Source organism: Sphaerisporangium sp. NPDC004334 (assembly GCF_053602655.1).
Genome location: NZ_JBSGDZ010000001.1, coordinates 307,802 through 330,509, shown reverse-complemented (window position 1 = coordinate 330,509; position 22,708 = coordinate 307,802). Strand labels below are relative to the sequence as shown.

Sequence of the window (22,708 nt, the reverse complement as noted above, 5' to 3'; positions counted from 1 at the left end):
GTGACCGCGGCGCCCGATGAAGCATCCTTGCAGCGCTATCCAGCCGGGCGATCGGGCGCCGCGCCTCCGCACATTCGTCTGGTGAGCGGGTCACAGGCCACGACCTACCAATCGATGGTGGCCGAAGTGGGCGGCCGGGTGTTCACCGGAGCACCCTGGCGTGAACCGCACAGCTTCGCCCGCAGCGTAGCGGTCCGCATGCTGGTCGACCTGCACCAACCGGGCTTCGTGCTCGCCCTCGCCGTGGACGGCGAACAGGTGTGCGGCTTCGCCTACGGGCACCTGGCCTCCCGCCTCGCCGCCCTGGCGGGGCATCCGAGCGCGGACGACTTCACCCTCAAGGAGCTGGCCGTACTGCCCGAGACGCGAGGACAGGGCATCGGCACCCGTCTGCACGACTCCCTGCTGGCGGTCGCGTGCGGCGGACCACGCTGGCTGGCCACCCATCCGGCCGCCACGGCGGCCCTCGGCCTCTGCCGGAAAAGGGGATGGCGAGAGGTGGCCTACCTCCCCGAGCGCGCCATGACCCCGCTCATCATGCGGAAGACACGCGAGTGAGCGCCACACGTGACGACGGCGACGACCGGGCGGCCGCATGCTGGCGTCCATGTCTGATGAACATTCCGGTCGAGGGTTCCTGCGGCGGCCCCGGCTACGCAAGGCGTGTTGCTCGTGCACGTCGCCGTCTCCGTCGGTTGGCTCGGCATCGCCGCCGCCATGATCATCCTGGGAATCGTGCTGCGGAACACCGAGGATCCGGCCATCACCAGGGGCGGCTACCAGATGATGACCGTGCTCGACGACGGGGTCGTCATCCCGGCCGCGCTGCTCACCTTGGTCAGCGGCATCGTCGGCGGGCTGTCCAGCAATTGGGGCGTGCTGAGGTACCACTGGGTCGTCGCCAAGCTCGGTCTGGTCTTGCTGGCCATGGCCAACGGCTTCTTCTTCCTGCACGAGTGGACCGGCCAGGCCCTCGTCCACGCCGCCGACGCTCACCCGGTCCGCGAGCTGCTCATCGCCGGCGACCTCGCCGCTTTCGCCCTGCTGGCCGCGGCGACCGTCCTATCGATCTACAAACCATGGGGAAGAACGCCCCGCGGCCGTCGGCAGGCCGTTCTCCGCCGGCGCCCCCAGGCCGCCCGCAGCCGGCAGCGCCTCTTCGAAGGGACATGGTGTCGATGCGCCGGACCGGCTTGCGGATGGCGTCGCAGGGCTGCCGCCGGTGTTGTCATCGGCGCGTGAGGTTTCCGCGCTGTTCCTGTCTCTAGTCTGGTCGCATGATCCCGACCCGCGGAGCCCGCGTGGCGATCGTCGCCCTGGCAGCGGCGTTGCCGGTGTCCGCGTGTGGCGGCCTCAACGGGAGTCGGGCATCCGACCAGTGGACGCCTCCCTGCCGGCGCGCCGCCGTCACGGCCGCGCTCGCTCTGCTACGCGCGTGACCACGTCGTCTTCGACCTTCGAGGAGAGATCATGACCGAGCCGTCCGTGACCAGGCCACAGGCAGTGATCTTCGATGTGAACGAGACCCTCACCGACATGGAGCCGCTGCGCGACCGGTTCGAGGAGGCCGGCCTTCCCCGTGATTCGATGGACACCTGGTTCGCGAGCGTGCTGCGCGACGGATTCGCGCTCACCGTGGCCGGGGGATACGCCGACTTCGCCGCCATCGCCGCCGAGGTGCTCAAGGAACTGCTCGTGAGCAGGGGTGCCGCGGACGGCGACGTCGACCCCGGCGCGGCGGTCGATCACGTGCTCGGCGCGTTCAGGCGGTTGCGGGTGCATCCCGACATCCCTGAGGGGATGCGCCTGCTGCACGAGAGCGGCATCCGGCTGTTCACCATGACCAACGGCGCCGCGGCGATGACCGAGGGCGTCCTCGCCCGCGAGGGGCTGCTCGACCTGGTGGAGGCGCGACTGGACGTCAGCGCTCCCCGCGCCTGGAAGCCGGCCCGGGCCGCGTACGAGTACGCGGTCGGCGCGACCGGCGTCCGGCCGGACCAGGCGGCCCTGATCGCCGTGCACCCCTGGGACATCGACGGCGCCCAGCGCGCCGGCCTGACCGGGGCGTGGCTGAACCGGCGCGGTCTGCCCTATCCGGGCATGATGACCACCCCGCGGGTGACCGCGCCCGATCTCGTGACCCTCGCGGGCCGGTGGGCTTAGGATCCGCCCGTCACGAGGCCGGGATGGCGATCTCCAGCCAGACCGTCTTACCGCGCCCGCTCGGCGAGCTGTTCCACGCGCCGGCCAGCGCGTCCACCAGGAACAGGCCGCGTCCGTGCTCCGCCTCAGCGCTGCCTTCCTCGGACAGGGAGAAGGGGGAAGGCACCGGTGGATCGCTGTCGGAGTCACGTACTTCGAGGCGGACGCGATCGGCGAACGCGCGCAGCCGCACGTCGACGTCGGTGCCCGCGTGGATGAGCGCGTTGGTGACGACCTCGGAGGTGACGAGCTGCAGGTCCTCCGACACCTCCGTCAGGCCCCACCGGCACAGCAGGTCATGCACGAGGCCCCGCACCTCCTTTGCCCCCCGCAGGTCGCGTGCCTCGATGTGCAGGTGACCTGTGCGGGGCACGTCTTCGGCGCCTTCGTAGCGGGCCAGGAGCAGTGCCGCGTCGTCGCGGCGGCGCCGCGGATCGGGTGCCTCGGCGAGGAGGCGGTCGGCCAGCTTCTCGAGATCGGCGCCCGCATCGAGGGCGGCGGAACGGAACGTCGCGGCCGCACCGTCACCGGGATCCTCGACGCGCGGGTCGACCAGCCCGTCCGAGTACAGCATGAGCACCGACCCCGCCGCCAGCGTGTGCTCCCGCGCACGGTACGGAGTCGGCGCGGCCACTCCGAGCGGCACGTTGGCCGGGGCCTCCAGGGTGTGGACGACCCCGTCGGAGCAGCGCAGGAGCGGTGCCGGATGGCCGGCGAGCGCCACCTCGGCGTGGCCGTCCGCCGTGTCCAGGGCGACGACGCAGCAGGTGGCGAGGAGGTCGGTGCCCAGCCGGGAGAGAAGCGCGCCGGTCCGCTCGAGGAGCGCCGCCGGCCCGTGGCCCTCCGTCGCGTACGCCGCCACCGCGCTGCGCAGCTGGCCCATGACCGCGGCGCTCTCCAAGGTGTGGCCTTCCACGTCACCGATGACCAGCACGACGCGCTCGTCCGGCGATTCGATCAGGTCGTACCAGTCGCCACCCACCTCGGAAGTGGCGGCGGCGGGCTGGTAGCGGGCCGTGGTGGTGAGTCTCGGCACGTCCGGCAGTACGGGCGGGAGCAGCCTCTTCTGCAGGCACTCGGCGTACGCCTGCCGCTTCCTGGTCAGTTCGATGCGTTCGACGGCCGAGCCCAGCCGCCCGGCCATCATGGTGAGGACGGCCCTCTCCTCGGGTGCGAAGCGCCGAGGTCCGCCGAAGGACAGGCAGCAGACGCCGACCACGTGGTCGCTCCCGGTGAACGGCACGTCGATGACATGTCTGCTCCCGATGAGCGGAAGGTAGGCGGCGGTGCACATCCCGTCACCGAGGCCGTCGGCGACGGCGACCGGCCGGTCCGGGTCACCCGAGACGAAGAGCGCGCGTCCCGCGACCGCCTGGGCGGCGGGCGTGTGCCCGTGCAGCCCTGAGCCGTGGAGCTCGTGCACGAGGTCGGAGGAGTCACCGCTGTGCCCGATGACCCACAGGCGCCCGTCGCCCACCGAGGCCAGCACCATGGCTCGGGCGTGGAACGGCGACATGACGCAGAACCGTGCCGCTCCGACGACGTGATCCATGGTGGTCGCCCGGTTCAGCATGTCGGCCAGCCGCTGCAGCGGATACATGAGGCTCAGGCCGGCCGATCCGGGGACCCCCGGCACTCCCCAGACGGCGAGGCCGGCCGATCCGGCCGGCGACTCGGCGCCCGGGGCGGCCTCACTGGCGTTCGCCGGATACGGCTGGGCCCTCGCCGCGTCGAACACGGGGACGAGCACGGGCAGGTGCCCGGGTGTGATCGGCACGCGACGGGCGTCGAGGGCGTCGAGGACGACGGCGAGCCGGTCGCCGATCGTCTTGAGCGCCGCGCGATCTTCGTCGGCGTAGCCGCCTCTGTCCTCGGGCCGGAGAACCGTCAGGGTGCCGAAGCGGTGCTCTCCTGCCCAGAGGGGGGCCGCTGCCACGGTGTACGGATAGGGCGTGACCCCCGGACGGTCCTCGGCCCGCGGATCCGGATCGGCCAGGACCGCCACCGTCCCGTCGGACAGGGCCCGTGCGGAGGCGTAAGGAGCGTCGAGCGCCATGCGGCCCGGGAGCGTGAAGATCGACGGGGGGCTGCCGCCGATCATCGCGGCCTTGAGTTCGGCGCCGTCGGCCGTCAGGAGGTAGACGGCCGCCGCGACGGCCTTCAGCCGGTCGGCGGCCTCGCACACGGCAGGATGCAGTGCCGCCGCCAGATCGCCCGGGATCTCAACGGGCCCGTCCTCGCGGGCGTCTCGCACGACCATCCCGCTCATCCGCAGGCCTCCGTCACGTCCTGCCGGCGTCTCCGACAACGGCGATCGTGTGCTTTCCTCCAGCCACCCCGGGGACGCCTGTCATCGCGCCGACTCGCGGTCGGCCGACCCCGTTGCGCATGGCCGGCTTCGCCAGGGGCTCTCACACCGCCTTCCGCCTTGACGGCGGGACACGCGTCCGTCGAGGTCAGGCGCCTGCGAGTCGTGCTCCCATACGTTCCATGCTACGACGCCGCCCACCGGCGGCCCGGAGGAGATGCCCGGAGTCCGTCAGAGCCTTTTTCCGCCCCCTCCGATGGCCTCCTGACCCCGGCGGCGATCGAATGGAAGTGGCTCTGGGCGACGAATTCATGCGCTACGGAGTGAGGACCACCTTGTTGCACTCGTCCTGCTTGTTCTTGAACAGCTCGAACGCGCGTGGCGCCTCGCTGAGCGGCATCCGGTGCGAGATGACGAAGCTCGGGTCGATCTCGCCCACGCGGATCCGGTCCAGCAGCGGCTTTGTGTGGCGCTGCACGTGGCACTGGCCGGTGCGGATGGTCAGGGACCGGTTCATGACGGCGCCCATCGGGAACTTGTCCACGAACCCGCCGTAGACGCCGATGACGGAGACCACGCCGCCGTTGCGGCAGGCCATGATGGCCTCGCGCAGCGCGTAGGGGCGCTCGGTCTCCATCCGGGCGGCCTGCTTGCCGCGGTCGTAGGCGTACATGGCCGGGGTCGGGTGGTGGGCCTCCATGCCGACGGCGTCGATGCAGGCGTCCGGGCCACGCCCGCCCGTCATGTCGCGCAGCGCGTCCAGCACGTTCACCTTCTCGTAGTCGAGGATCTCGGCGCCGGTCTGCTGGGCCCGCCTGAGCCGGTACGGGAACCGGTCGATGACGATGACCCGGTCCGCGCCGAGCAGGAACGCGCTGGCCGCGGCGAGCTGCCCGACCGGCCCCGCGCCCCAGATCGCGATCGTCTGGCCCGGCTTGATGTCGCACATCTCCGCGCCCATGAAGCCCGTCGGGAAGATGTCCGACAGGAACAGGACCTTCTCGTCCGGCAAGCCGTCCTCGATCTTGACGGGACCGACGTCGGCGAACGGGACGCGGGCGTACTCGGCCTGCCCGCCGGGGAAGCCGCCCAGCATGTGGGAGTAACCGAAGATGCCCGCGGGCGCGTGACCCATCAGCTTCTCGGCCATCCCGGCGTTGGGATTGGAGTTCTCGCACACGGAGTAGAGGCCGTCCTCACAGGCGAAGCAGGCGCCGCAGGCGATCGGGAACGGCACCACGACGCGATCGCCGGGGCGCAGGTCCCTCACGCCGGAGCCGACCTCGACGACCTCGCCCATGAACTCGTGGCCGAGCACGTCGCCCTTCTTGACGGTCGGGATGTACCCGTCCACGAGGTGCAGGTCGGAGCCGCAGATCGCGGTGGAGGTGACGCGGACGATCGCGTCGCGCGCGTTGAGGATCTGCGGGTCGGGGACGTCGCGGACCTCCAGGTGGTTACGGCCCGCCCACACGTTGGCCTTCATGCCCGTCCTCCGATCGGCTGTGCGGGACGCTGGCGGAGCTGGCGCAGGGCGCGGTGGCCCTCGGGGCTGCCCTCGGAGCGGACCACCTCGCCGGTCTCCATGACCTGCTTGAAGCGGCGCAGGTCGTCGCGGATCTGCTGCTCGGGGTGCTCGCCGCACATCCGGGCGACGGCGGCGGCGAGCTTGCGCCCGTGCATGCCGTACTCCAGCGAGACGTCCACGACGGTGCCGCGCCCGCCGGGCCCGTCGGTGAAGCTCACCAGGCCGGCGGTGGAGACGCCGGTGCCGGGCACGGACCGCCAGGCGATGAGGTCGCCGGCCCGCTCGTCGATGATCTCGGACTCCCACTCCAGGTCGACCACCGGGCCCTTGGCCCTCCAGCGGGAGCGGCGCTGGTCGAGGGAGCGCACCGAGTCCAGGTGGACCATGAAGGAGGGCAGGTTCTCCAGCTCCCGCCAGAAGCGGTAGACCTCCTCGCGCGGCTTGTTGATGGTGATGGAGGCGTGCACCTTCAGCGGGCCCTTGGCCTTGGCGGTTCCGCGCCGGGCGCAGACGGCGTCGACAGCGGAGATCCCGGCGACCGCGCCGAGCGCGCACAGCGCGCGGGTGCGGCGAGTGCCCGTGCGGTTGGCGGCGGCCCTGCCGAGGACGCCGAGGTCCATCGTGTCGCCGGCGACCCTGGTCCACGCCCACTGGGCGGGGTTCTTGGCGCCGAGCAGCAGCGCGGCGTGCAGGAGCTCGCGCCCGCCGACGAGCCTGGCGACGGTCGTGGCCCCGGGCGCGTCGTCGACGCCGCACAGGCGGGTCACGGCCCTGGGCGCCACTAGTTGCGCCGTACCGAGCGCGAGGCTGGCCCACCCCAGCGCACGGGCGAGTTCGTCGGTCATCATGAGTCCTGACACAGGTGCCGGTGGTACGTGGACACGCCGCGGGCGGCCCCTCGGCCTGCTGACGCCCCCGCCTTGTCTGTCCCGTACCCCTGACAAAACCGATGACACCAGCGGATCCAGGCACGAAATCGCACGTCACCTGGATGACCGTCCACGACGGGCCGTACATCCCGCGCCCTGCCCCGCCCTCGCGGCAGGCGGCACGGAACCGGCGACGGACCACCGTCAGCGGAGTGACCGACGGATGCCAGCAGACCGCCCGACAGCCACGCCGAACGGGTGGCGACATCGAATTCTCAGTCGCCGGGCGACGGCCGTCCCTCGCCCGCGGATGATGAGCGATCATTGAAGACGAGTTCGCCACCAAGCTGGCTGAACTTGCCGGCCTGGATCGCCGCCCGCTCCGCCAGCTCACCGCCGTAGATCCCGGACGGGAAGCCGAGGTAGTTCTCGATCCGTGAGGAGGTGCCCGCCTGGCCGCCCGTCGCGACATTGTCCAGGACCATCGTCGCGAGGCCCTCCGACGCCCCGTAGACCGCCGCCGCCAGCCCCGCCGGCCCGGCCCCGATGACCAGCAGGTCGCAGTGGGTCTCCTCCTGTACCCGTGGTGCGGGGAGCCCGATCGCCCGGGCAAGCTCCGCGTTGCTCGGGTTGCGGAGCACCGTCTCGCCACGCCAGATCACGACCGGGGTCTCCTCCGGAGTGACGCCCATGCTCCGCAGGAACCGCTCTGCCTCCTGGTCCTGCTCCAGGTCGATCCACCGGTGCGGCAGCCGGTTGCGTGCCGCGAACTCCCGCAGCCGCCGGGAGTCGGCCGAGAAGCGGGAGCCGATGACGCGGAAGCCGGCCCCCAGTCCGATGAGCATCGTGCGGCGGATGAGGTAGGCCCGCAGAATGAGGTCGCCGAGTGCCGGATCCCCGGCGACCAGGCGGCGCAGCGCATCCGCCGGCACGGCGAGGACCTCGCCGTCCTCGGCCACCACGCCGGTGACGAAGCCCACCTGGCCGGTGAGCACGTTGAGCTCTCCCAGGAACCGGCCTGCCCCGTGGAAGCCGATCACCTGATCGTCGACTCCGAATCCCTCGACCGTCGCCACCTTGCCGGCCAGGACCGCGAAGAACTCGGCGCACGGAAGGCCCTCCGCGTACAGAACCTCATCCTGGTGGACCCGGCGCCGCTCGCCGTGCGGGGCCAGCGCCTGGAGCTGCGCGTTGCTCAGCCGCGGGTAAGCCCCTTGCGGGTCCGGCGTCTCGCAGAGCTCAGGCGGCCAGCGCATGGTCCACCCATTCGCGCAGGGCGGGAGCCGGCGCCGGCGCCGCGCCCGATCGCCGGCTGAGGACCCGGCCCTGAGCGATCACGACAAGCGTCGGGATGGCCTGTACGGTGAAGCGTTCCGAGAGCCGGGGCGCTTCGTCCACGTTCACCTTCACCAGCTTCAGGCGACCGGCCAGATCGGCCGCGACCTGCTCCAGCGCCGGGCTGACCATGCGGCACGGCCCGCACCAGGGTGCCCAGAAGTCGACGACCACCGGAATCCGGGCCGCCTCGACGACCTCGCCAAAGTCACCGTCCCCGGCCTCGGTGACCCAGGGAAGCGGCTGATGGCAGTAGCCGCACTGCGGGATCCCCGCCGCAGCACTGGGCAACCGGTTCTTCCGCCCGCATTTCGGGCATGGGACGACGCTCGCGTTCTTGGTCTGTGACCGCATGGTCAGACCTCCGGATTCTCATAGGTCACCGAGAGTGCGCCGCCGGTCATTCCGACGCGGATGACCGCGCCGTCGAGAGCGTCGCCGGCGACCAGGGCGCGGGCGGCACGGGCCTCGACCTCGCGGGCGATGAAGCGGCGCAGCGGCCGTGCGCCGTAGACGGGGTCGTAGCCCTGCTCGGCGATGAAGCGCCCGCAACACATGCCGGGCCTCATCGGCCGACTCCGGGTTCACCAAGATCTCGTAGCTGCCCGCCCACGACCGCGGACAGCGACACCAGCGTCTGCGCTGCATGGCGTAGCCGATCGCGCCCCGAATCAGGCCGCGCTCGATCTCGGTCACGCGCCGTCAACCACAGCCCAAAGAGCAGCCCCCCGACCTCTGCATCCAGTCAATGGGCCCGGATCGCTCCCCCGAAACCCCCAAATACCCATTTTCGAATCAAACAACAAAGGCGGCAGGCGAGGGCCGGCTCACAGGCGATGTTGCCGGCCCGAGAGTGGAACTTCCCGTACTACCAGCTGGCGCGATTCGCGGTACCCAACGTCATGACGGGCAACGTCGTCATGGTCAAGCACGCGTCGGGCGTTCCCCGCTCCGCGCTGGCCTTCGAGGATCTCTACCGCGAGGCCGGTGCGCCGGACGGCGTCTACACCAACCTTTTCATCACCAAGGAACAGGTCGGGAAGGTGATCGACGATCCGCGCGTGATGGGGGTGGCCCTGACCGGCAGCGAGCAGGCGGGCAGTGTCATCGCCACACGCGCCGGCAAGACGGTCAAGAAGACCACCCTCGAACTGGGCGGCAGCGACCCGCTGATCGCCTTGCCCGACGCCGATCTGGGTCCGACGGTCCACTGGGCCGTGTGGGGCCGCCTCAACAACTGCGGGCAGTCCTGCGTGGCCACCAAGCGGCTCCTCATCCACGAGCAGATCGCCGACAAGTTCCTCGAGGAGTTCACCGCGGCCATAAGCGGATTGGTCGCCGGGGACCCGATGGACGAGCGGACCACCCTGCCGCCGATGTCGTCCCAGTCGGCCGCCGACAAGCTGAAGGCGCAGGTGGCCGAGGCGGTCGAGCACGGTGCCCGGGCAACCCAGGTCGGCCCCCCGGTGCCGGAGACCGGAGCGTTCGTCCAGCCGACGATCCTCACCGACGTCAGCCGCGACAACCCCGTCTACGGCCAGGAGCTCTTCGGCCCAGTGGCGATGTTCTTCAGCGTCCGGGACGAGGACGAGGCGATCGCCATCGCCAACGACACCGGCTTCGGGCTCGGCGGCGCGGTCTTCACCTCCGACATCGAGCACGGCAAGAAGATCGCCCACCGCATCGACAGCGGCATGGTCTTCATCAACCATCCCACCTGGACCGCGCCCGAGTTGCCGTTCGGTGGCATCAAGCGGTCCGGTTACGGGCGGGAGCTGTCCTGGCTCGGCATCCAGGAGTTCGTCAACAAAAAGCTGATCGACATCGTTCCGCTCGACGCCGCGCCATGAGCATGCCGGGCCACGAGCGCTACCCAAGATCGAAGACGCGCCGGGCCCGACGGAGAGTGCCGTCGTAGTAGCACCTATCGATCTCGATTCGCCGGTCACGGGCGGCCGTCCCGTTATCGCGTGCGACCGAACACCTCCGGTTCGGTGAAGGCCGCATCTCGACCGCGGCCGGAGTCTTCCTCCGCCCTCTCACGTCCGGTCGGGGGCGCCGCCGTCCGGCCGCGCCCCCGGTGCGCCTCAGTAGGAGTAGGTCGTGGCGCAGACGGTCCCGTTCAGGGTGAAGGAGGCGGGCGGTGGGTTGGCTCCGGTCTGGTTGCCGACGAATCCGAAGCCGACCGTGTTGCCGCCGTTCGGGGCGAGATAGGTGTTCGAGCCGGTGGGGGTGACGACCACGTTCTGGCCGTTCTTGGCGAAGACGGCGTTCCATGTGCTGTCGGAGAGGGACTCGGTGGTGACGGGGAAGGTGAAGGCCAGCGTCCATCCCGTGATGGGGGCGGGCCCGGTGTTGGTGACGCTGATGTTCGCCACGAAACCGCTCCCCCAGCCCGTGGCGACGTTGTAGGTGACGGCGCAGGTGCTGTCCCGCGGCGTGCCCGTCACGAAGGTGACCGGTTTCGAGGGCGTCGAGAGATGGCCCTTCTGGCCGGTGGCGAGCACGTTGAGCGTGTACGAGGTGCCCGGGACCAGGTTGCGCGCGGTGAACGAGGTCGAGGTCGACTCCCCCAGCAGGACGCTGTTGGTGCCGAACTGCCGGTAGACGGCGTACCGGATGACGTCGCCGCCGTTGGACGGCTTCCACGAGATCGTCGCGGTGTTCGCGGTGATGTCGCCGGCGGTCGGATCGCCGGGCGCGGTCAGCGCGGTGTCCACGGGGTTGGTGGCCGATGGCGTGAGCTTGAGGGTGACGATCGAGTACGGCCGGATGACCTGCGTGTTCGCGGTGCCCTGCTTGGAGGTGGCGATCGCGGTGTACCCGGAGCCCAGGGTGTGGACGGTGGGTGTGGCGCCGCTCGGCGTCCAGCCGTCGTAGTCGAGGTGGGCGGTGTAGGCGTTGCCGGGGTCCTGGTTGACCAGTTCGACGCTGAGGCCGCCGTCGGCGTTGCGGGCCGCGTGCACGGAGATGAGCCCGTTGTCCGAGCCGGCCTTGACCAGCGTGTCGCCGGGCAGCGCCACCTTGCTGAGCATCCGCAGCGCATGGTAGGGCGCGAACGGCGTGTTCAGCGGCGGTTCGCAGACGTTGTCGCCGTTGCAGTTGCCGCTCGATATCAGGCCCCCGTCGCCGTACGACGTCGTCCCGTCGGGCGCGGTGCTGACCTCGCCCATGCCGTTGCGGGTGTCCCAGTAGTCCACCGTGAAGACGCCGTTCTCCAGCGCGGTGAAGTAGACGTCGGCGGTGAACAGGCCGCCGACCTGCGTGTCCGATTGGTAGTTGGAGGAGGTCTCGGTCAGCGCGATGCCGATGTCCGGGCCCTTCGGGCCGGCGTACTGGTCGATCTGCCGCCGGATCTGCTCCAGCTCACCGGGAAGCAGCCGCACCTGCTGGAGGACGTCCGCGGCGGTGGTGTGGTTGGGGTAGTAATGCACGATCGCGAAGTCGATGTACGGTCCCGCGATCGACAGGACCGTCTGGTTCCACGCCGCGGCGTCGCCGGTCGCCACGACCCCGTCGGGCCAGTTGCCCGGGTCCGTGACCACCGCTCCGATCTTGATCGTGGGGTCGACCGCCTTCATCGCCCGGGCGTACTGCACGAGGTTGTTCGCGTACGCCGCCGGTCCTTTGGCGTCGTGGTAGTCGAGCTCCCAGTCGGCGCCGTAGTAGCCGTTGCCGAAGACCTCGTTGCCGATCTCCCAGTACTTCACGCCGTAGCCCTTGGTGAGGTTGGCGTACCTCACCCAGTCGGCGGCCTCCTGCGGCGTGCCGGAGCCGTAGTTGGCGATGAGGATCGCCTGCGCGCCGATGGCGTTGACCGTGCCCATGAAGGAGTCGAAGCCGGTTCCCGGCGCCACCCACCCGCCTCCCGAAACGGTGCTGGTCCGCCAGTGGAAGCCGTCCCCGTAGGAACCACCGGGATAGCGCATCATCTGCACACCGGCCGCGCCGAGGAGGTCCGCTGATGCCTCGGTGTTCATGTTCCCGTCCCATACGGCCTGGTTGAGGCCGTACGCAGTGCCGGGCACGGTGCCGAGCCCTTCGCGGGCGTTGACGGTGACGTTGACGGCCGGCGTCGCCGCCTGGGCCGCCGTCCCGGGGACCGCGAGGATGGCGCCGGCGAGGGCCGCGGCGACGCCCACGGCGATTCCGCGCCGCCGTCGGCACCCGCGGAGTGATGACAGGTTCACGGGTTCTCGCTTCCTGGAGTCGGGCCGCCGGTCATGTGATCAGGAGCGTGTCCACTTCTGGTTGTTCTGGCCGGTGCACGACCAGATCTGGACCTTGGTGCCGTTGGCGGTGCCGGAGCCGGAGACGTCCAGGCACTTGTTAGCGCCGACGGCGGTGATGGTGCCGTCGGAGTTGAGGCGCCACTTCTGGTTGTTCTGGCCGTTGCAGTCCCAGATGATGACGCTGGTTCCGTCGGCGGTGCCGGCGCCGTTGACGTCCAGGCACTTGTTGCCGTAGACCCGCAGCTCGTTCGCGTTGGTGGCCGCCCATTGCTGGTTGGCGCCGCCGTTGCAGTCCCAGATTTGCATCTGTGTGCCGTTGGTCTGGGAGGCGCCGTTGACGTCCAGGCACCGGCCCGACGCCACGCCCCGGATGGTGGAGGTGGACGGTGTGCTGCCGGCGGGCCGGAGGTACAGGCCGAACTCGGCGATGCCGGGGGCGGCCCGGGAGCCGGTGATGCGCAGCCGCACCCGGCTGGTGGTGACTGGGGCCGTCAGGCGGATCAGCTTCTTGTGGCCGATCGTGGTGTCGGCCGCGATCTGGGTCCAGGCGGTGCCGTTCCAGGAGTCCACGGCGAACGACCTCGTGCGCTGGCCGATGCGCAGGTCCTCCTGGGTGGAGATGACATCGAAGGTCCGCGAGGAGGGCAGGGTGAGCACCAGCGCGCCGGTGGTCCCGGTCGACTGCCAGGAGCTGTCGAGGTCGCCGTTCACCGCCAGGTCGGGGGTGTGCCCGGTGGTGGCGGAGGTGCCGCTGTCGTTGGCCGCGCCGGCACCGCTCGCGAGATTGGTGGCGAAGGTGGAGGACACGATGGCGCCGAACTGGGTCAGGGTGTCCACCGCCGTCTGGTCCAGCAGCCCCTGCCGATTCGGGGAGAGGTTCAGCAGCATGTTGCAATTGCGTCCCACCGACGCGTAGTACATCTCGAGCAGCTCGCTCGGGGGTCTCCAGGTCTCGCCGGGCTGCCAGAACCAGTTGTGGCGCGCCGACAGGGTGCCGTTGCACTCTCCGGGGAACCATCGCAGCATGTTCCACGCGCTGGTCCCGTCGGCTTTGCGCTGGGACAGCACGCTGTCGCTGCCGAGGTCACTGGCGCCGTTGCCGCCGGGCACGCCCAGCACCGAGTCGGCGCCGGTCGCGGGATCGCCGGCGGCGGGCACGATCGACCATTCCGAGGTGCGCGCGTAGCCGTTCTCGTTGCCGACCCAGCGCACGTCCGGCCCGCCGTCGTTCTCCATGACCGCGTTGGGCTGCAGCGTGCGGACCATGGTGGCCCAGTCCTTGAAGTTGTAGGGCTGGTTGCGGCCGGTCGGATTGGCGCCGTCCCACCACAGTTCGTCGATGCCGCCGTAGCGGGTCAGCAGCTCGTACAGGGTGTTCTCGAAGTAGGCGTTGTAGTCGTCGGAATTGAAGCGGAACGTCACTCCGTTGACGACCTCCGAGGGGTCGGAAGGAATCGTCACCTGCCTGGAGGCGCTGCCGTTGGCGAAGCGCCCGCCGGACAGGTTCTCGTGCAGGTCGGCGGGCGACACGTACAGACCGGCCTTCAGCCCGTACTTGTGCATGGAATCGGTGAAGCTCCTGACCACATCACCCTGTCGGCCCGACCAGGAGGACGACGCCACGCCGAAGTTGCTGTACTTGGAGGGGAAGAGCAGAAAACCGTCGTGGTGCTTGGCCGTGAGGATCGCCCCCTTGAACCCGGCGTTCTTGATCGAGGCGGCCCACTGGTCGGTGTTGAGACCGGTGGGCTGGAAGGCGTTGGGGTCCTCGGTGCCGGTGCCCCACTCTCTGCCGGTGAAGGTGTTGATTCCGAAGTGGAGGAAGTTGTACTGCTCCAGCCGCTGCCAGGCCAGCTGGCGCGGCGCCGGCACGACATCGGCGGCCTTCGCGATGATCGTCGCGGGTGAGTCCGACGCCGACACCGGCGCGACCTGCACCGTAGCGGCGTAGGACGCGTCGGCCGGCGCCAGGGCGACCGCGACCAGGCCGAGAACCGACATCACACTGAGCGCTCTTCTGACAACAGTGCGCATCATCGGCGCGAACGTACGCCGATCCGCAGTCCACATGTGTGGTCCTTTCTTCGACGCGCGGATGTTCGGTGGGCCCGGAGGTGAGCCCTGGGAGGTGAGCCGAGGAGAGGCCTGCGGTACGGCAGGCACGGGCGGTCATGGACGCGAGCGCGCCTCACGCAATCGATTCGATGGCGTTCGGCGCCACGATCACCGCGGACCGCCATGGTGTCAAGGAATCCCGCTGCGGTGCGGTCGTCGCCCGGCGCGGCCGAAGTGGCGCGCCACAGTGGCGCTTCACGGCTCAGGGACGGTCGGAGCTCCCCGATTCGACAGAAATTTTCGCGGTCAGCGATCTGAAAGTTTCAGCTCGATGCGCCCTGAGCCCGGTGAAGCCGGGCCGGCCGGTCACTGACCGGCCGGCGAGGAGGTGCTCTCCCGAACCATCAGGGTCGTGGCCAGCTCGAGGCCGGTCTGCGGCGTCTCCTCACCACGCCCCAGCGCGAGCGCCAACTCGGTGGCGGCGGCGGCCATCTCGGTGAGCGGCTGATGGACGGTGGTCAGCGGAGGATCGACGAGCGCGGCGACGGGCAGGTCGTCGAAGCCCACCACGCTCACGTCCGCCGGTATCCGCAGCCCCAGCTCGCGGGCGGCCTGGTAGACGCCGAGCGCCTGCAGGTCGTTGCAGGCGAAGATCGCAGTGGGCCGCTCAGGGCCGCTCAGCAGGCCGAGCGCGGCCACACGCCCGCCCTGTGTCGTCAGCTCGGCGCGTACGACGAGGTCGGTGTCCACGGACAGGCCCGCGGCCTCAAGGGCCGAGCGATAGCCGTCCAGCCGGGCCCGGCAACACAGGATTCGGTCATGTCCGGCGATCATCGCTATGCGGCGGTGTCCCAGTTGTACGAGATGGCGGGTCGCCGACCGGCCTCCCGCCCAGTTGGTCGCGCCGACGTACGGGACGCCGTCCGGCAGTTCGATCGTGGGGTCGAAGACCACGAACGGGATGTCCTTGGCCTGCAACTCGTCACGCTGCTCCTGCGACAGTTGGGCGACCGTGACGACGCAGGCCGGGCGACGGGCCAGCGTGTCGCCGATCGGATGTCCCGCCGGATCCTGCGGCGGCCCGAACTCGGTCAGCACGACTCCGACGCGCTGTTCACGGGCCACCCGCTCGACGCCGCGGATGATCTCCATGCCCCACATGTCCTCGAGCTCACCGAAGACGAGCTCCATCACGTTCCTGCGGTTGCTCTTGCGGTAGCCGTACTCGCTGACCAGCGCCTCGACACGGGCGCGGGTGTCGGCGGCCACGCCGGGACGGCCGTTGATGACCTTGGACACGGTCGGGATCGAGACTCCGGCCGTCTCCGCGATGTAGGAGATGGTCACGGGGCGGGTCGGGTCGCCTTTCTGGTGCTCCGGGTCGCTGACGGGTCCGCCTGACTCGGCGTAGGACAACCTGGCCCCTTTCGTCATCGCCCCCGCGGTCAGCACCGCGCGAAGGCCCGTTCACGGCGCAAGGATAACCCGTCACCCGCGACGGCGACTTGCGCGTTCAGGTCGAGGATCGGCCCCGGTCGGCCGGCCGGGGCGAGGTGGGACGCGGGCCGACCGTCATGCGCACAGTGGCTTTGAAACATTCAGGGAGACTCAGCGCAGAACTTTCTGCACATCCAACGGCCCCGGAGCCGACATCGACCACAAAGGCAATGGTCATCGAGTCATCCGACCGATCGACGGTCGGGCCAGGTGGAGGATTCAGGTTTCCGGGTCACTCGTGTAGGTCGACGGCGCCGATGGCGGGTGGACGGAGACATGGTCGACCCCTACTTTATGTTTCTGGATATCTGGCCAGGAACTTTCCATACTCAAGGTGGTTCGGCGGTTGGAGTCGACCGCTCCTCATCGAAGGACCGCCGATCGGCGCCGTTGAAGGCTGACGCCATCGAGGGAGAGCAATGAAACTGCACAGCTTACGGGGGGTCCGCCTGCGGATCGGCGCGGTCCTCGCCGCGCTGACCGCGATCGTGCCGACGGGGCTGATGACGGCCGTGAGCGCGAACGCCGCCGCGGGCTGCGGCGTCACCTACACCGTCTCATCACAGTGGCCAGGCGGATTCACCGCGAATGTTAGCGTTAACAACCTGGGTGATCCCATCAACGGCTGGAAGCTCGCGTGGACCTTCCCCTCGGGCCAGCAGGTCACCCAGGCGTGGAACGCGACGGTCACCTCCTCCGGAGCGCAGGTCACCGCGGCGAATGTGAGCTGGAACGCGACCATCGCCACCAACGCGACGGTCCCGTTCGGCTTCAACGGGTCGTGGTCCAGCGCCAACACCGCGCCGACGTCCTTCACGCTGAACGGGGTGAAGTGCACCGGCGGAGTGGCCAGCCCCTCACCGTCGCCCTCGCCCAGTCCGTCACCGTCGGCTACGCCGTCGCCCAGTCCGTCACCATCGCCGTCACCTTCGCCCAGTCCGTCGCCATCGCCATCGCCGAGTCCATCACCCTCGCCGCAGCCGGGTGACGCGATGGCCACCGTGGCCGCCATGCAGCCCGGCTGGAATCTCGGCAACACCTTCGACGCCATCCCGGACGAGACCTCGTGGGGCAACCCGCTCACCACGCAGGCCATGCTCCACCAGGTGCGCTCCCAGGGGTACAAGAGCATCCGGATCCCGATCACGTGGAGCAACCACCACGGCGCGGCGCCCGACTACACCATCGACTCGGCGTGGCTGAGCCGCGTCCGTCAGGTCGTCGACTGGTCTCTGGCCGAGGGCCTCTACGTGCTGATCAACCTGCACCACGACTCCTGGCAGTGGATCAACACCTACCCCACCGACTCCACAACGGTGATGAACCGCTACTCCGCCCTGTGGCGCCAGATCGCCGGCACCTTCCGCGACTACTCCCCGAAGCTGCTGTTCGAGAGCATCAACGAGCCGCAGTTCGCCGGCACGTCCGACGACGCCCAGGGCGATCAGCTGACCAACACGCTCAACACCGCGTTCGTCCGCCTCGTACGCCAGACCGGCGGAGCCAACGCCACCCGTGTCCTGGTGCTGCCCACGCTGCACACCAGCAGCGAACAGCCCCGCCTGGACGCGCTGAGCTCCACCTTCACCGCTCTTCATGATCCCAACCTCGCCGCGACGGTCCACTTCTACGGCTGGTGGCCGTTCAGCGTGAACATCGCCGGCGGCACCACGTACGACAGCAACGTCGAGCAGGACCTGACCGCTTCGTTCGACCGGGTCCGCACCACGTTCGTCTCCCGCGGCATCCCGGTGATCATCGGGGAGTGGGCACTGCTCAGCTATGACTACACCCGCCCGGGCATCATCGAGCGCGGCGAATTCCTGAAGTACATCGAGGCCGTGGGGTACAACGCCCGCACACGCAACCTCACCACCATGCTCTGGGACGCGGGCTCGTTCCTGGACAGGAACCAGTTGCGATGGCGGGACCAGGGCGTGTTCGACATGATGAAGGCGAGCTGGACCACCCGCTCCGGCACCGCCTCCTCCGACCAAGTGTACGTGCCCCACACCGGCACGATCCCGAGCCGGACGCTCACGCTCAACCTCAACGGCACCACGTTCCAGGGGTTGCGGCAGGGCAGCACCGCTCTGGCCCAGGGCACCGACTACACCGTGTCGGGCACGACGCTGACGCTCACGTCCGCGGCGCTCACCCGGCTCGCCGGTAACCGGGCGTACGGGGTGAACGCCACGATCGAGGCCCGTTTCTCCCAGGGCGCGCCGTGGCAGATCAGCATCATCTCCTCCGACACCCCCACGCAGACCGCCGCCACCGGAACGACATCGTCCTTCGCGATTCCCACCCAGTTCCGCGGTGACCAGCTCGCCACCATGGAGGCCAAGTACGCCGACGGCAGCGGGGCCGGACCGGCCAACTGGACGTCGTACAAGGAGTCCTGGAGCTCTTTCCAGCCCGACTACAGCGCCGGCACCATCCTTCTCAAGCCCGAATTCTTCGCCGAGGTCAACGACGGCCGCGTCACCCTCACCTTCCACTTCTGGAGTGGAAAGCAGCTCACGTACTACATCACCAAATCCGGCACCACCGTGACCGGCGGCACCAGCTGACGATCCGCACGAGCGGGTGCCGTGGCCATGCGGGCACGGCACCCGCCGAACCCGGTCGGGATTCCGCGCCGGCACGGGGGAGGGCTCTTGCGAGCGTGGGACTGCAACGGCCAACCCAACCAGCAGTGGACGCGGTGCTGACCGCCCTCGCCCAGGCATACGCGATCACGGGCGACTCGGCGTACAAGAGCAAGGGCGACCACATGGTCAACGCGCTCGCGAGCTGCCAGGCGGCCTCGCCCGGGCGCGGCTACCACGCGGGCTATCTGTCGGCGTTCCCGGAGAACTTCTTCGACCGGCTTGAGAGCGGCCAGACGGTCTGGGCTCCGTGGTACACCCTGCACAAGATCTTGGCGGGCCTGCTCGACCAGTATGCGCTGGCCGGGAACGCCCAAGCTCTCACCGTGGCCACGAACATGGCGGGCTGGGTCGACTGGCGCACCGGCCGGCTCAGCGCCTCGCAGATGCAGGCCGTGCTCAACACCGAATTCGGCGGCATGAACGCCGCGCTGGCGGACCTCTACCAGCAGACCGGTGACGCCCGGTGGATGACGGCGGCGCAGCGGTTCGACCACGCCGCCGTCTTCACCCCGCTCGCGGTCACCTACGGGCCGGTCGTACTGGCCGGGAACTACGGTTCCACCACGCTGTCCGCGCCGCCCGCCCTGGCCACCGCGTCCGTGACCCGGACCAACGGCACGGCCCTGACGTTCACGGCCACCGCGAACGGATCCACCGTCCCTTTGATCCCGTTCTACGACGCCCACACCGTGAACTACAACGTTTACTGGAACACCGGCGGCGGCCCAAGCGGGCGTCCCCACTGGCTGGGCACGGATCGCCAACGTCACCACGGGCTGGTCCTGGACAGTGGCGGCAACGTCGCCTCCGGCTCCAACCACAAGCTGTGAAACTACGACGGCAGCACCAACTGCAATGGCAGCTCGTCGAAAACCTCTGGACCATCACCTCCACCTGACCCCCGGTGAGGGGGCACGGCGATCACCGGCGTCTCGGCCGGCCCACCGATACAGTTCCCCCCTGGTCGGACGCTCCAAGAACTATTTCAAAGCCCCGGCGCCGGGAGGTGGCCGACGCACATGGTGAAAATTTCACGCCTTGTGGGCGGACGTGTACGAGCAGATATCCGGCGTATCTCCCGGCTGAGGTACGGAGCCGGGTCGCTCGGCTGAACTTCCTCGGCATCGGCAATAGAGGGCGACGTTGACGCTCGCGATCCGCCCCTCTTAACATCTGACGGCTCACGCCCGACCTCTTCAGCCCGGTGGCAGGCGTCTTTCACCGGCCGAAAGAATGGAGTGCTCGGCACCCATTTGTTAGCGCTAACAGCATTCAGTCGAGAATCGGGGCCGCCCCGGCGAAGGCTTCTATAACGAGTCGGTCGCCGGAGGTTCGGCGGTTCGAGAATGGAAAGGCCTGACACCTTGAGCAGATTCTCTTTTCGCCGGCCCGGCTCTCGCCGCCTGGCCGGCGCGTCGGTCGTCGCCGCGACCGCCGTCGTGATGATCGGCGCGGTCGTGCCCGCCGAGGCGGCGACGACGTTGAAGGCGGCGGCCGAAGCGAAGGGCCGGTACTTCGGCACCGCGCTGACGCGGGGAGACCTCGGCATCAGCAGCGAGATCGCTCTTGCGGCGGCGCAGTTCGACATGGTCACGCCGGGCAACGAGATGAAGTGGGACGCCACCGAACCCTCCCGTAACTCGTTCAACTTCGGCGCGGGCGACCAGATCGTGTCCTTCGCCCAGTCGCACGGCATGCGAGTGCGCGGGCACACGCTGGTGTGGCATGCCCAGCTCCCCGCCTGGGTGAGCGGCCTGGCGACGAACCAGGTGCAGGGCGCGATGGAGAATCACATCACCAACGAGGCCACCCACTACAAGGGCAAGGTGTACTCCTGGGACGTGGTCAACGAGCCGTTCAACGAGGACGGCACCCTGCGCCAGGACGTCTTCACCAGAGCCATGGGCAACGGCTACATAGCCGACGCGCTGCGCACCGCGCACACGGCCGACCCCAACGCCAAGCTGTACATCAACGACTACAACATCGAGGGCATGAACGCGAAGAGCAACGGCATGTACTCGCTCGCGCAGTCGCTGCTGGCCCAGGGCGTGCCGCTGAACGGCATCGGGTTCGAGAGCCACTTCATCGAAGGCCAGGTCCCCTCGTCCCTGCTGGCGAACATGCAGCGCTTCGCCGCCCTGGGCCTCGACGTGGCCGTCACCGAGCTCGACGACCGCATCCAGATGCCGGCCGACAACTCTGAACTGCAGCAACAGGGCACCGACTACGGCACGGTGGTGAACGCCTGTCTGGCGGTCCCCCGCTGCGTGGGCGTCTCCCAGTGGGGCGTGGACGACGGCCACACCTGGATTCCCGGCACGTTCCCCGGCTATGGCGCACCCATGATGTGGGACGCCAGCTACCAGCCCAAACCCGCCTATAACGCCGCCCTCAACGCCCTCAACAGCGGCACCCCCACCCCCACCCCCACCCCCACGCCGACTCCCACCCCCACCCCTACCCCGACGCCAACTCCCACCCCGACGCCCACGCCGACTCCTACTCCCACGCCGGTTCCGGGGGCGTGTTCGGCGACGGTCGAGACCACCAACAGCTGGCCGGGCGGGTTCCAGTCCACGGTGACCGTCCGTGCGGGCGGTTCGCCGGTCAACGGCTGGACCGTGAAGTGGACCTGGCCCGGCGGACAGACCATCAGCAGCCTGTGGAACGGCACCCAGACCGTGTCGGGCTCCACCGTGACGGTCCGCAACACCTCCTACAACGGCACCATCGCGGCGGGATCCTCCACCACCTTCGGCTTCACCGCCAACGGCACGGCCGCCACCCCCACCGCTACGTGCACCAGCCCCTGACACCGACCCGCTCCGGCGGCGGAAAGCGCGGCGGGACCGGTCAGACCGGAAGCGGGTGGACGTCGACGATCCGTTCGAAGAAGAACTCGTGCTTGAGGAAGGAGACATCGTATTCGTGGCCTGGGTAGGGCGGGATCAGCTGGGCGGCCTGGATGAGCCGCCAGCCGTCCAGCAGAGCCGCGATCCCCGACTCGTACGGCGGCTCGTCGCTGTCGCCTGTGGTCGGAGAGGTACGGCCGGTGCCGTCGTACCGCGCCCAGCCGACGACATGGGAGTCCAGGGCGGAGTTGGCCAGATACAGCACCAGCACCTGCTGCCGGAGCACCGGGGTGCGAGTCGGCGTGTCCGTCATGCCGTGACCTCTTCCGGGCGGTTGGAGACCCTGGTCACCCAGTAGTCGATGTCGAAACGGTCGTCGCCGGTCAGCGACCGCCAGAGCAGGACGCGGTTGTACCGCTCCAGCCGGCCCGTCGCCGGCTCGTACCAGGGGAACGTCGCGTCCAGTTCCGCGACGACCCGCGGATCGTCCAGGTCCGAGGTGTCCCACAGGCGCCGTTGCCGCACCGTCGGGTTGAAGCGGATCTTGAGCATGTAGCGGGGGATGCCGCTGGAGTTGCGCCGGCCGCCGTGCCACAGGCCGTGGTGCAGAAACACCACCGTGCCGGCGGGGCAGACCAGCCGGTCCTGGCCGCGCAGGTTCTGATAGCGGCCGGTGTCGGATTCGTTGATCCGGCGCAGGTGACTGCCGGGCACACTGAGGGTTCCGCCCATCTCCAGCGTCACCGCCTGCGGGTAGTACATGAGCTGCACGTCGAAGGCGTCCGGCCGGACGTCGATGATGGCGTCGCCGTGCAGCGGCTGCGCGTCCCCGCCGCCGGGTTCGCGGACGTGCACGAAGTGGTGGTCCACCGTCGGCTCAGGGCCCACCAGGCTGCGCAGCGCCCCCGCGACCTGCGGAATCCTCAGCAGTCGGCGGACGAACGAACCTTCCGCGTAAGCCTCGGACAAGGGGGTGCCGAAGGGCACCTGCGGCACGTCGTCCGCCAGCACCGACAGTCCCTCGGCGTTCATCTCCGCCGGCACCACCGCGTCCAGGCGCAGTGACCCGCGCGCCACGAACCGCGCCATCTCGACCGAGCTGAGCAGGGCTCGCCTGTTCCTCATGGCCGCCACTCTAGGCGCGAACCACGGCCCATCAGGTGGGCCCTGTTC

Annotated in this window: 18 protein-coding genes and 1 pseudogene; 8 read left to right on the top strand and 11 right to left on the bottom strand. The window is 69.5% G+C overall.

Going from position 1 to position 22,708, the window contains the following annotated elements; translation table 11 throughout:
- Positions 1-81 precede the first annotated feature (81 nt).
- The 3 genes from ACWEN6_RS01395 (at position 82) to ACWEN6_RS01385 (ending at position 2,163) form a co-directional block, all read left to right on the top strand.
- On the top strand, positions 82-558 hold the full coding sequence (locus ACWEN6_RS01395) for an N-acetyltransferase family protein (RefSeq protein ID WP_452568403.1): 477 nt from the start codon (positions 82-84) through the stop codon (positions 556-558).
- A 108-nt stretch (positions 559-666) separates the two neighbouring features.
- Entirely contained in the window at positions 667-1,242 is a 576-nt protein-coding gene (locus tag ACWEN6_RS01390; RefSeq protein ID WP_452568402.1) for a hypothetical protein, read from the top strand.
- 228 nt (positions 1,243-1,470) lie between these two features.
- Positions 1,471-2,163 carry a haloacid dehalogenase type II gene (locus tag ACWEN6_RS01385; RefSeq protein WP_452568401.1) on the top strand — a complete coding sequence of 231 codons (693 nt, stop codon included), beginning with the start codon at positions 1,471-1,473 and terminating at the stop codon, positions 2,161-2,163.
- 10 nt (positions 2,164-2,173) lie between these two features.
- Here ACWEN6_RS01385 and ACWEN6_RS01380 read toward each other — a convergent pair whose 3' ends face one another.
- The 6 genes from ACWEN6_RS01380 to ACWEN6_RS01355 all read right to left on the bottom strand — a co-directional run bounded on the left by ACWEN6_RS01380 (position 2,174) and on the right by ACWEN6_RS01355 (position 8,811).
- Positions 2,174-4,471: a SpoIIE family protein phosphatase gene (locus ACWEN6_RS01380; protein ID WP_452568400.1), complete on the bottom strand. Its 2,298-nt coding sequence runs from the start codon at positions 4,469-4,471 to the stop codon at positions 2,174-2,176.
- Positions 4,472-4,826: 355 nt separating this feature from the next.
- Positions 4,827-5,996 (bottom strand): zinc-dependent alcohol dehydrogenase, encoded by a 1,170-nt coding sequence (locus ACWEN6_RS01375; RefSeq protein WP_452568399.1) that lies wholly within the window; start codon positions 5,994-5,996, stop codon positions 4,827-4,829.
- Entirely contained in the window at positions 5,993-6,886 is an 894-nt protein-coding gene (locus ACWEN6_RS01370) for an SRPBCC family protein (protein ID WP_452568398.1), read from the bottom strand. The genes ACWEN6_RS01375 and ACWEN6_RS01370 overlap by 4 nt, the downstream gene beginning before the upstream one ends.
- A 296-nt stretch (positions 6,887-7,182) precedes the next feature.
- Positions 7,183-8,163, bottom strand: a complete 981-nt coding sequence (locus ACWEN6_RS01365; RefSeq protein ID WP_452568397.1) for a cyclic nucleotide-binding domain-containing protein — start codon at positions 8,161-8,163, stop codon at positions 7,183-7,185.
- Positions 8,147-8,596: a thioredoxin gene (trxA, locus tag ACWEN6_RS01360; RefSeq protein WP_452568396.1), complete on the bottom strand. Its 450-nt coding sequence runs from the start codon at positions 8,594-8,596 to the stop codon at positions 8,147-8,149. Before trxA ends, ACWEN6_RS01365 begins: the two co-directional genes overlap by 17 nt.
- Positions 8,597-8,598: 2 nt before the next feature.
- Positions 8,599-8,811: a hypothetical protein gene (locus ACWEN6_RS01355; RefSeq protein WP_452568395.1), complete on the bottom strand. Its 213-nt coding sequence runs from the start codon at positions 8,809-8,811 to the stop codon at positions 8,599-8,601.
- A gap of 267 nt (positions 8,812-9,078) precedes the next feature.
- On the opposite strand from ACWEN6_RS01355, the gene ACWEN6_RS01350 reads away from it, so the two are divergent.
- Positions 9,079-10,092: an aldehyde dehydrogenase family protein gene (locus tag ACWEN6_RS01350; protein WP_452568394.1), complete on the top strand. Its 1,014-nt coding sequence runs from the start codon at positions 9,079-9,081 to the stop codon at positions 10,090-10,092.
- Between the two features lie 237 nt (positions 10,093-10,329).
- Here the strand turns inward: ACWEN6_RS01350 and ACWEN6_RS01345 are convergent, their stop codons facing one another.
- The 3 genes from ACWEN6_RS01345 to ACWEN6_RS01335 all read right to left on the bottom strand — a co-directional run bounded on the left by ACWEN6_RS01345 (position 10,330) and on the right by ACWEN6_RS01335 (position 15,945).
- Positions 10,330-12,384: a cellulose binding domain-containing protein gene (locus ACWEN6_RS01345; protein WP_452568393.1), complete on the bottom strand. Its 2,055-nt coding sequence runs from the start codon at positions 12,382-12,384 to the stop codon at positions 10,330-10,332.
- 87 nt (positions 12,385-12,471) lie between these two features.
- Complete coding sequence (locus tag ACWEN6_RS01340; protein WP_452568392.1) at positions 12,472-14,511, bottom strand: lectin; 2,040 nt, start codon at positions 14,509-14,511, stop codon at positions 12,472-12,474.
- 384 nt (positions 14,512-14,895) lie between these two features.
- Positions 14,896-15,945 (bottom strand): LacI family DNA-binding transcriptional regulator, encoded by a 1,050-nt coding sequence (locus tag ACWEN6_RS01335; protein ID WP_452568391.1) that lies wholly within the window; start codon positions 15,943-15,945, stop codon positions 14,896-14,898.
- Between the two features lie 500 nt (positions 15,946-16,445).
- Between ACWEN6_RS01335 and ACWEN6_RS01330 the strand changes: the two are divergent.
- The 4 genes and pseudogenes from ACWEN6_RS01330 to ACWEN6_RS01315 all read left to right on the top strand — a co-directional run.
- Positions 16,446-16,802: pseudogene (locus ACWEN6_RS01330) on the top strand (cellulose binding domain-containing protein); the annotation flags it as partial.
- Between the two features lie 216 nt (positions 16,803-17,018).
- The gene (locus tag ACWEN6_RS01325; protein WP_452568520.1) at positions 17,019-18,599 is read left to right on the top strand and encodes a cellulase family glycosylhydrolase; all 1,581 of its coding nucleotides are present in this window, start codon (positions 17,019-17,021) and stop codon (positions 18,597-18,599) included.
- Positions 18,600-18,724: 125 nt separating this feature from the next.
- On the top strand, positions 18,725-19,510 hold the full coding sequence (locus tag ACWEN6_RS01320; protein WP_452568390.1) for a beta-L-arabinofuranosidase domain-containing protein: 786 nt from the start codon (positions 18,725-18,727) through the stop codon (positions 19,508-19,510).
- A 534-nt stretch (positions 19,511-20,044) separates the two neighbouring features.
- Positions 20,045-21,496 (top strand): endo-1,4-beta-xylanase, encoded by a 1,452-nt coding sequence (locus ACWEN6_RS01315; protein WP_452568389.1) that lies wholly within the window; start codon positions 20,045-20,047, stop codon positions 21,494-21,496.
- A gap of 40 nt (positions 21,497-21,536) precedes the next feature.
- Here the strand turns inward: ACWEN6_RS01315 and ACWEN6_RS01310 are convergent, their stop codons facing one another.
- Complete coding sequence (locus ACWEN6_RS01310) at positions 21,537-21,848, bottom strand: hypothetical protein (RefSeq protein WP_354852443.1); 312 nt, start codon at positions 21,846-21,848, stop codon at positions 21,537-21,539.
- On the bottom strand, positions 21,845-22,660 hold the full coding sequence (locus ACWEN6_RS01305; RefSeq protein ID WP_452568388.1) for a phytanoyl-CoA dioxygenase family protein: 816 nt from the start codon (positions 22,658-22,660) through the stop codon (positions 21,845-21,847). The genes ACWEN6_RS01310 and ACWEN6_RS01305 overlap by 4 nt, the downstream gene beginning before the upstream one ends.
- Positions 22,661-22,708 lie beyond the last annotated feature (48 nt).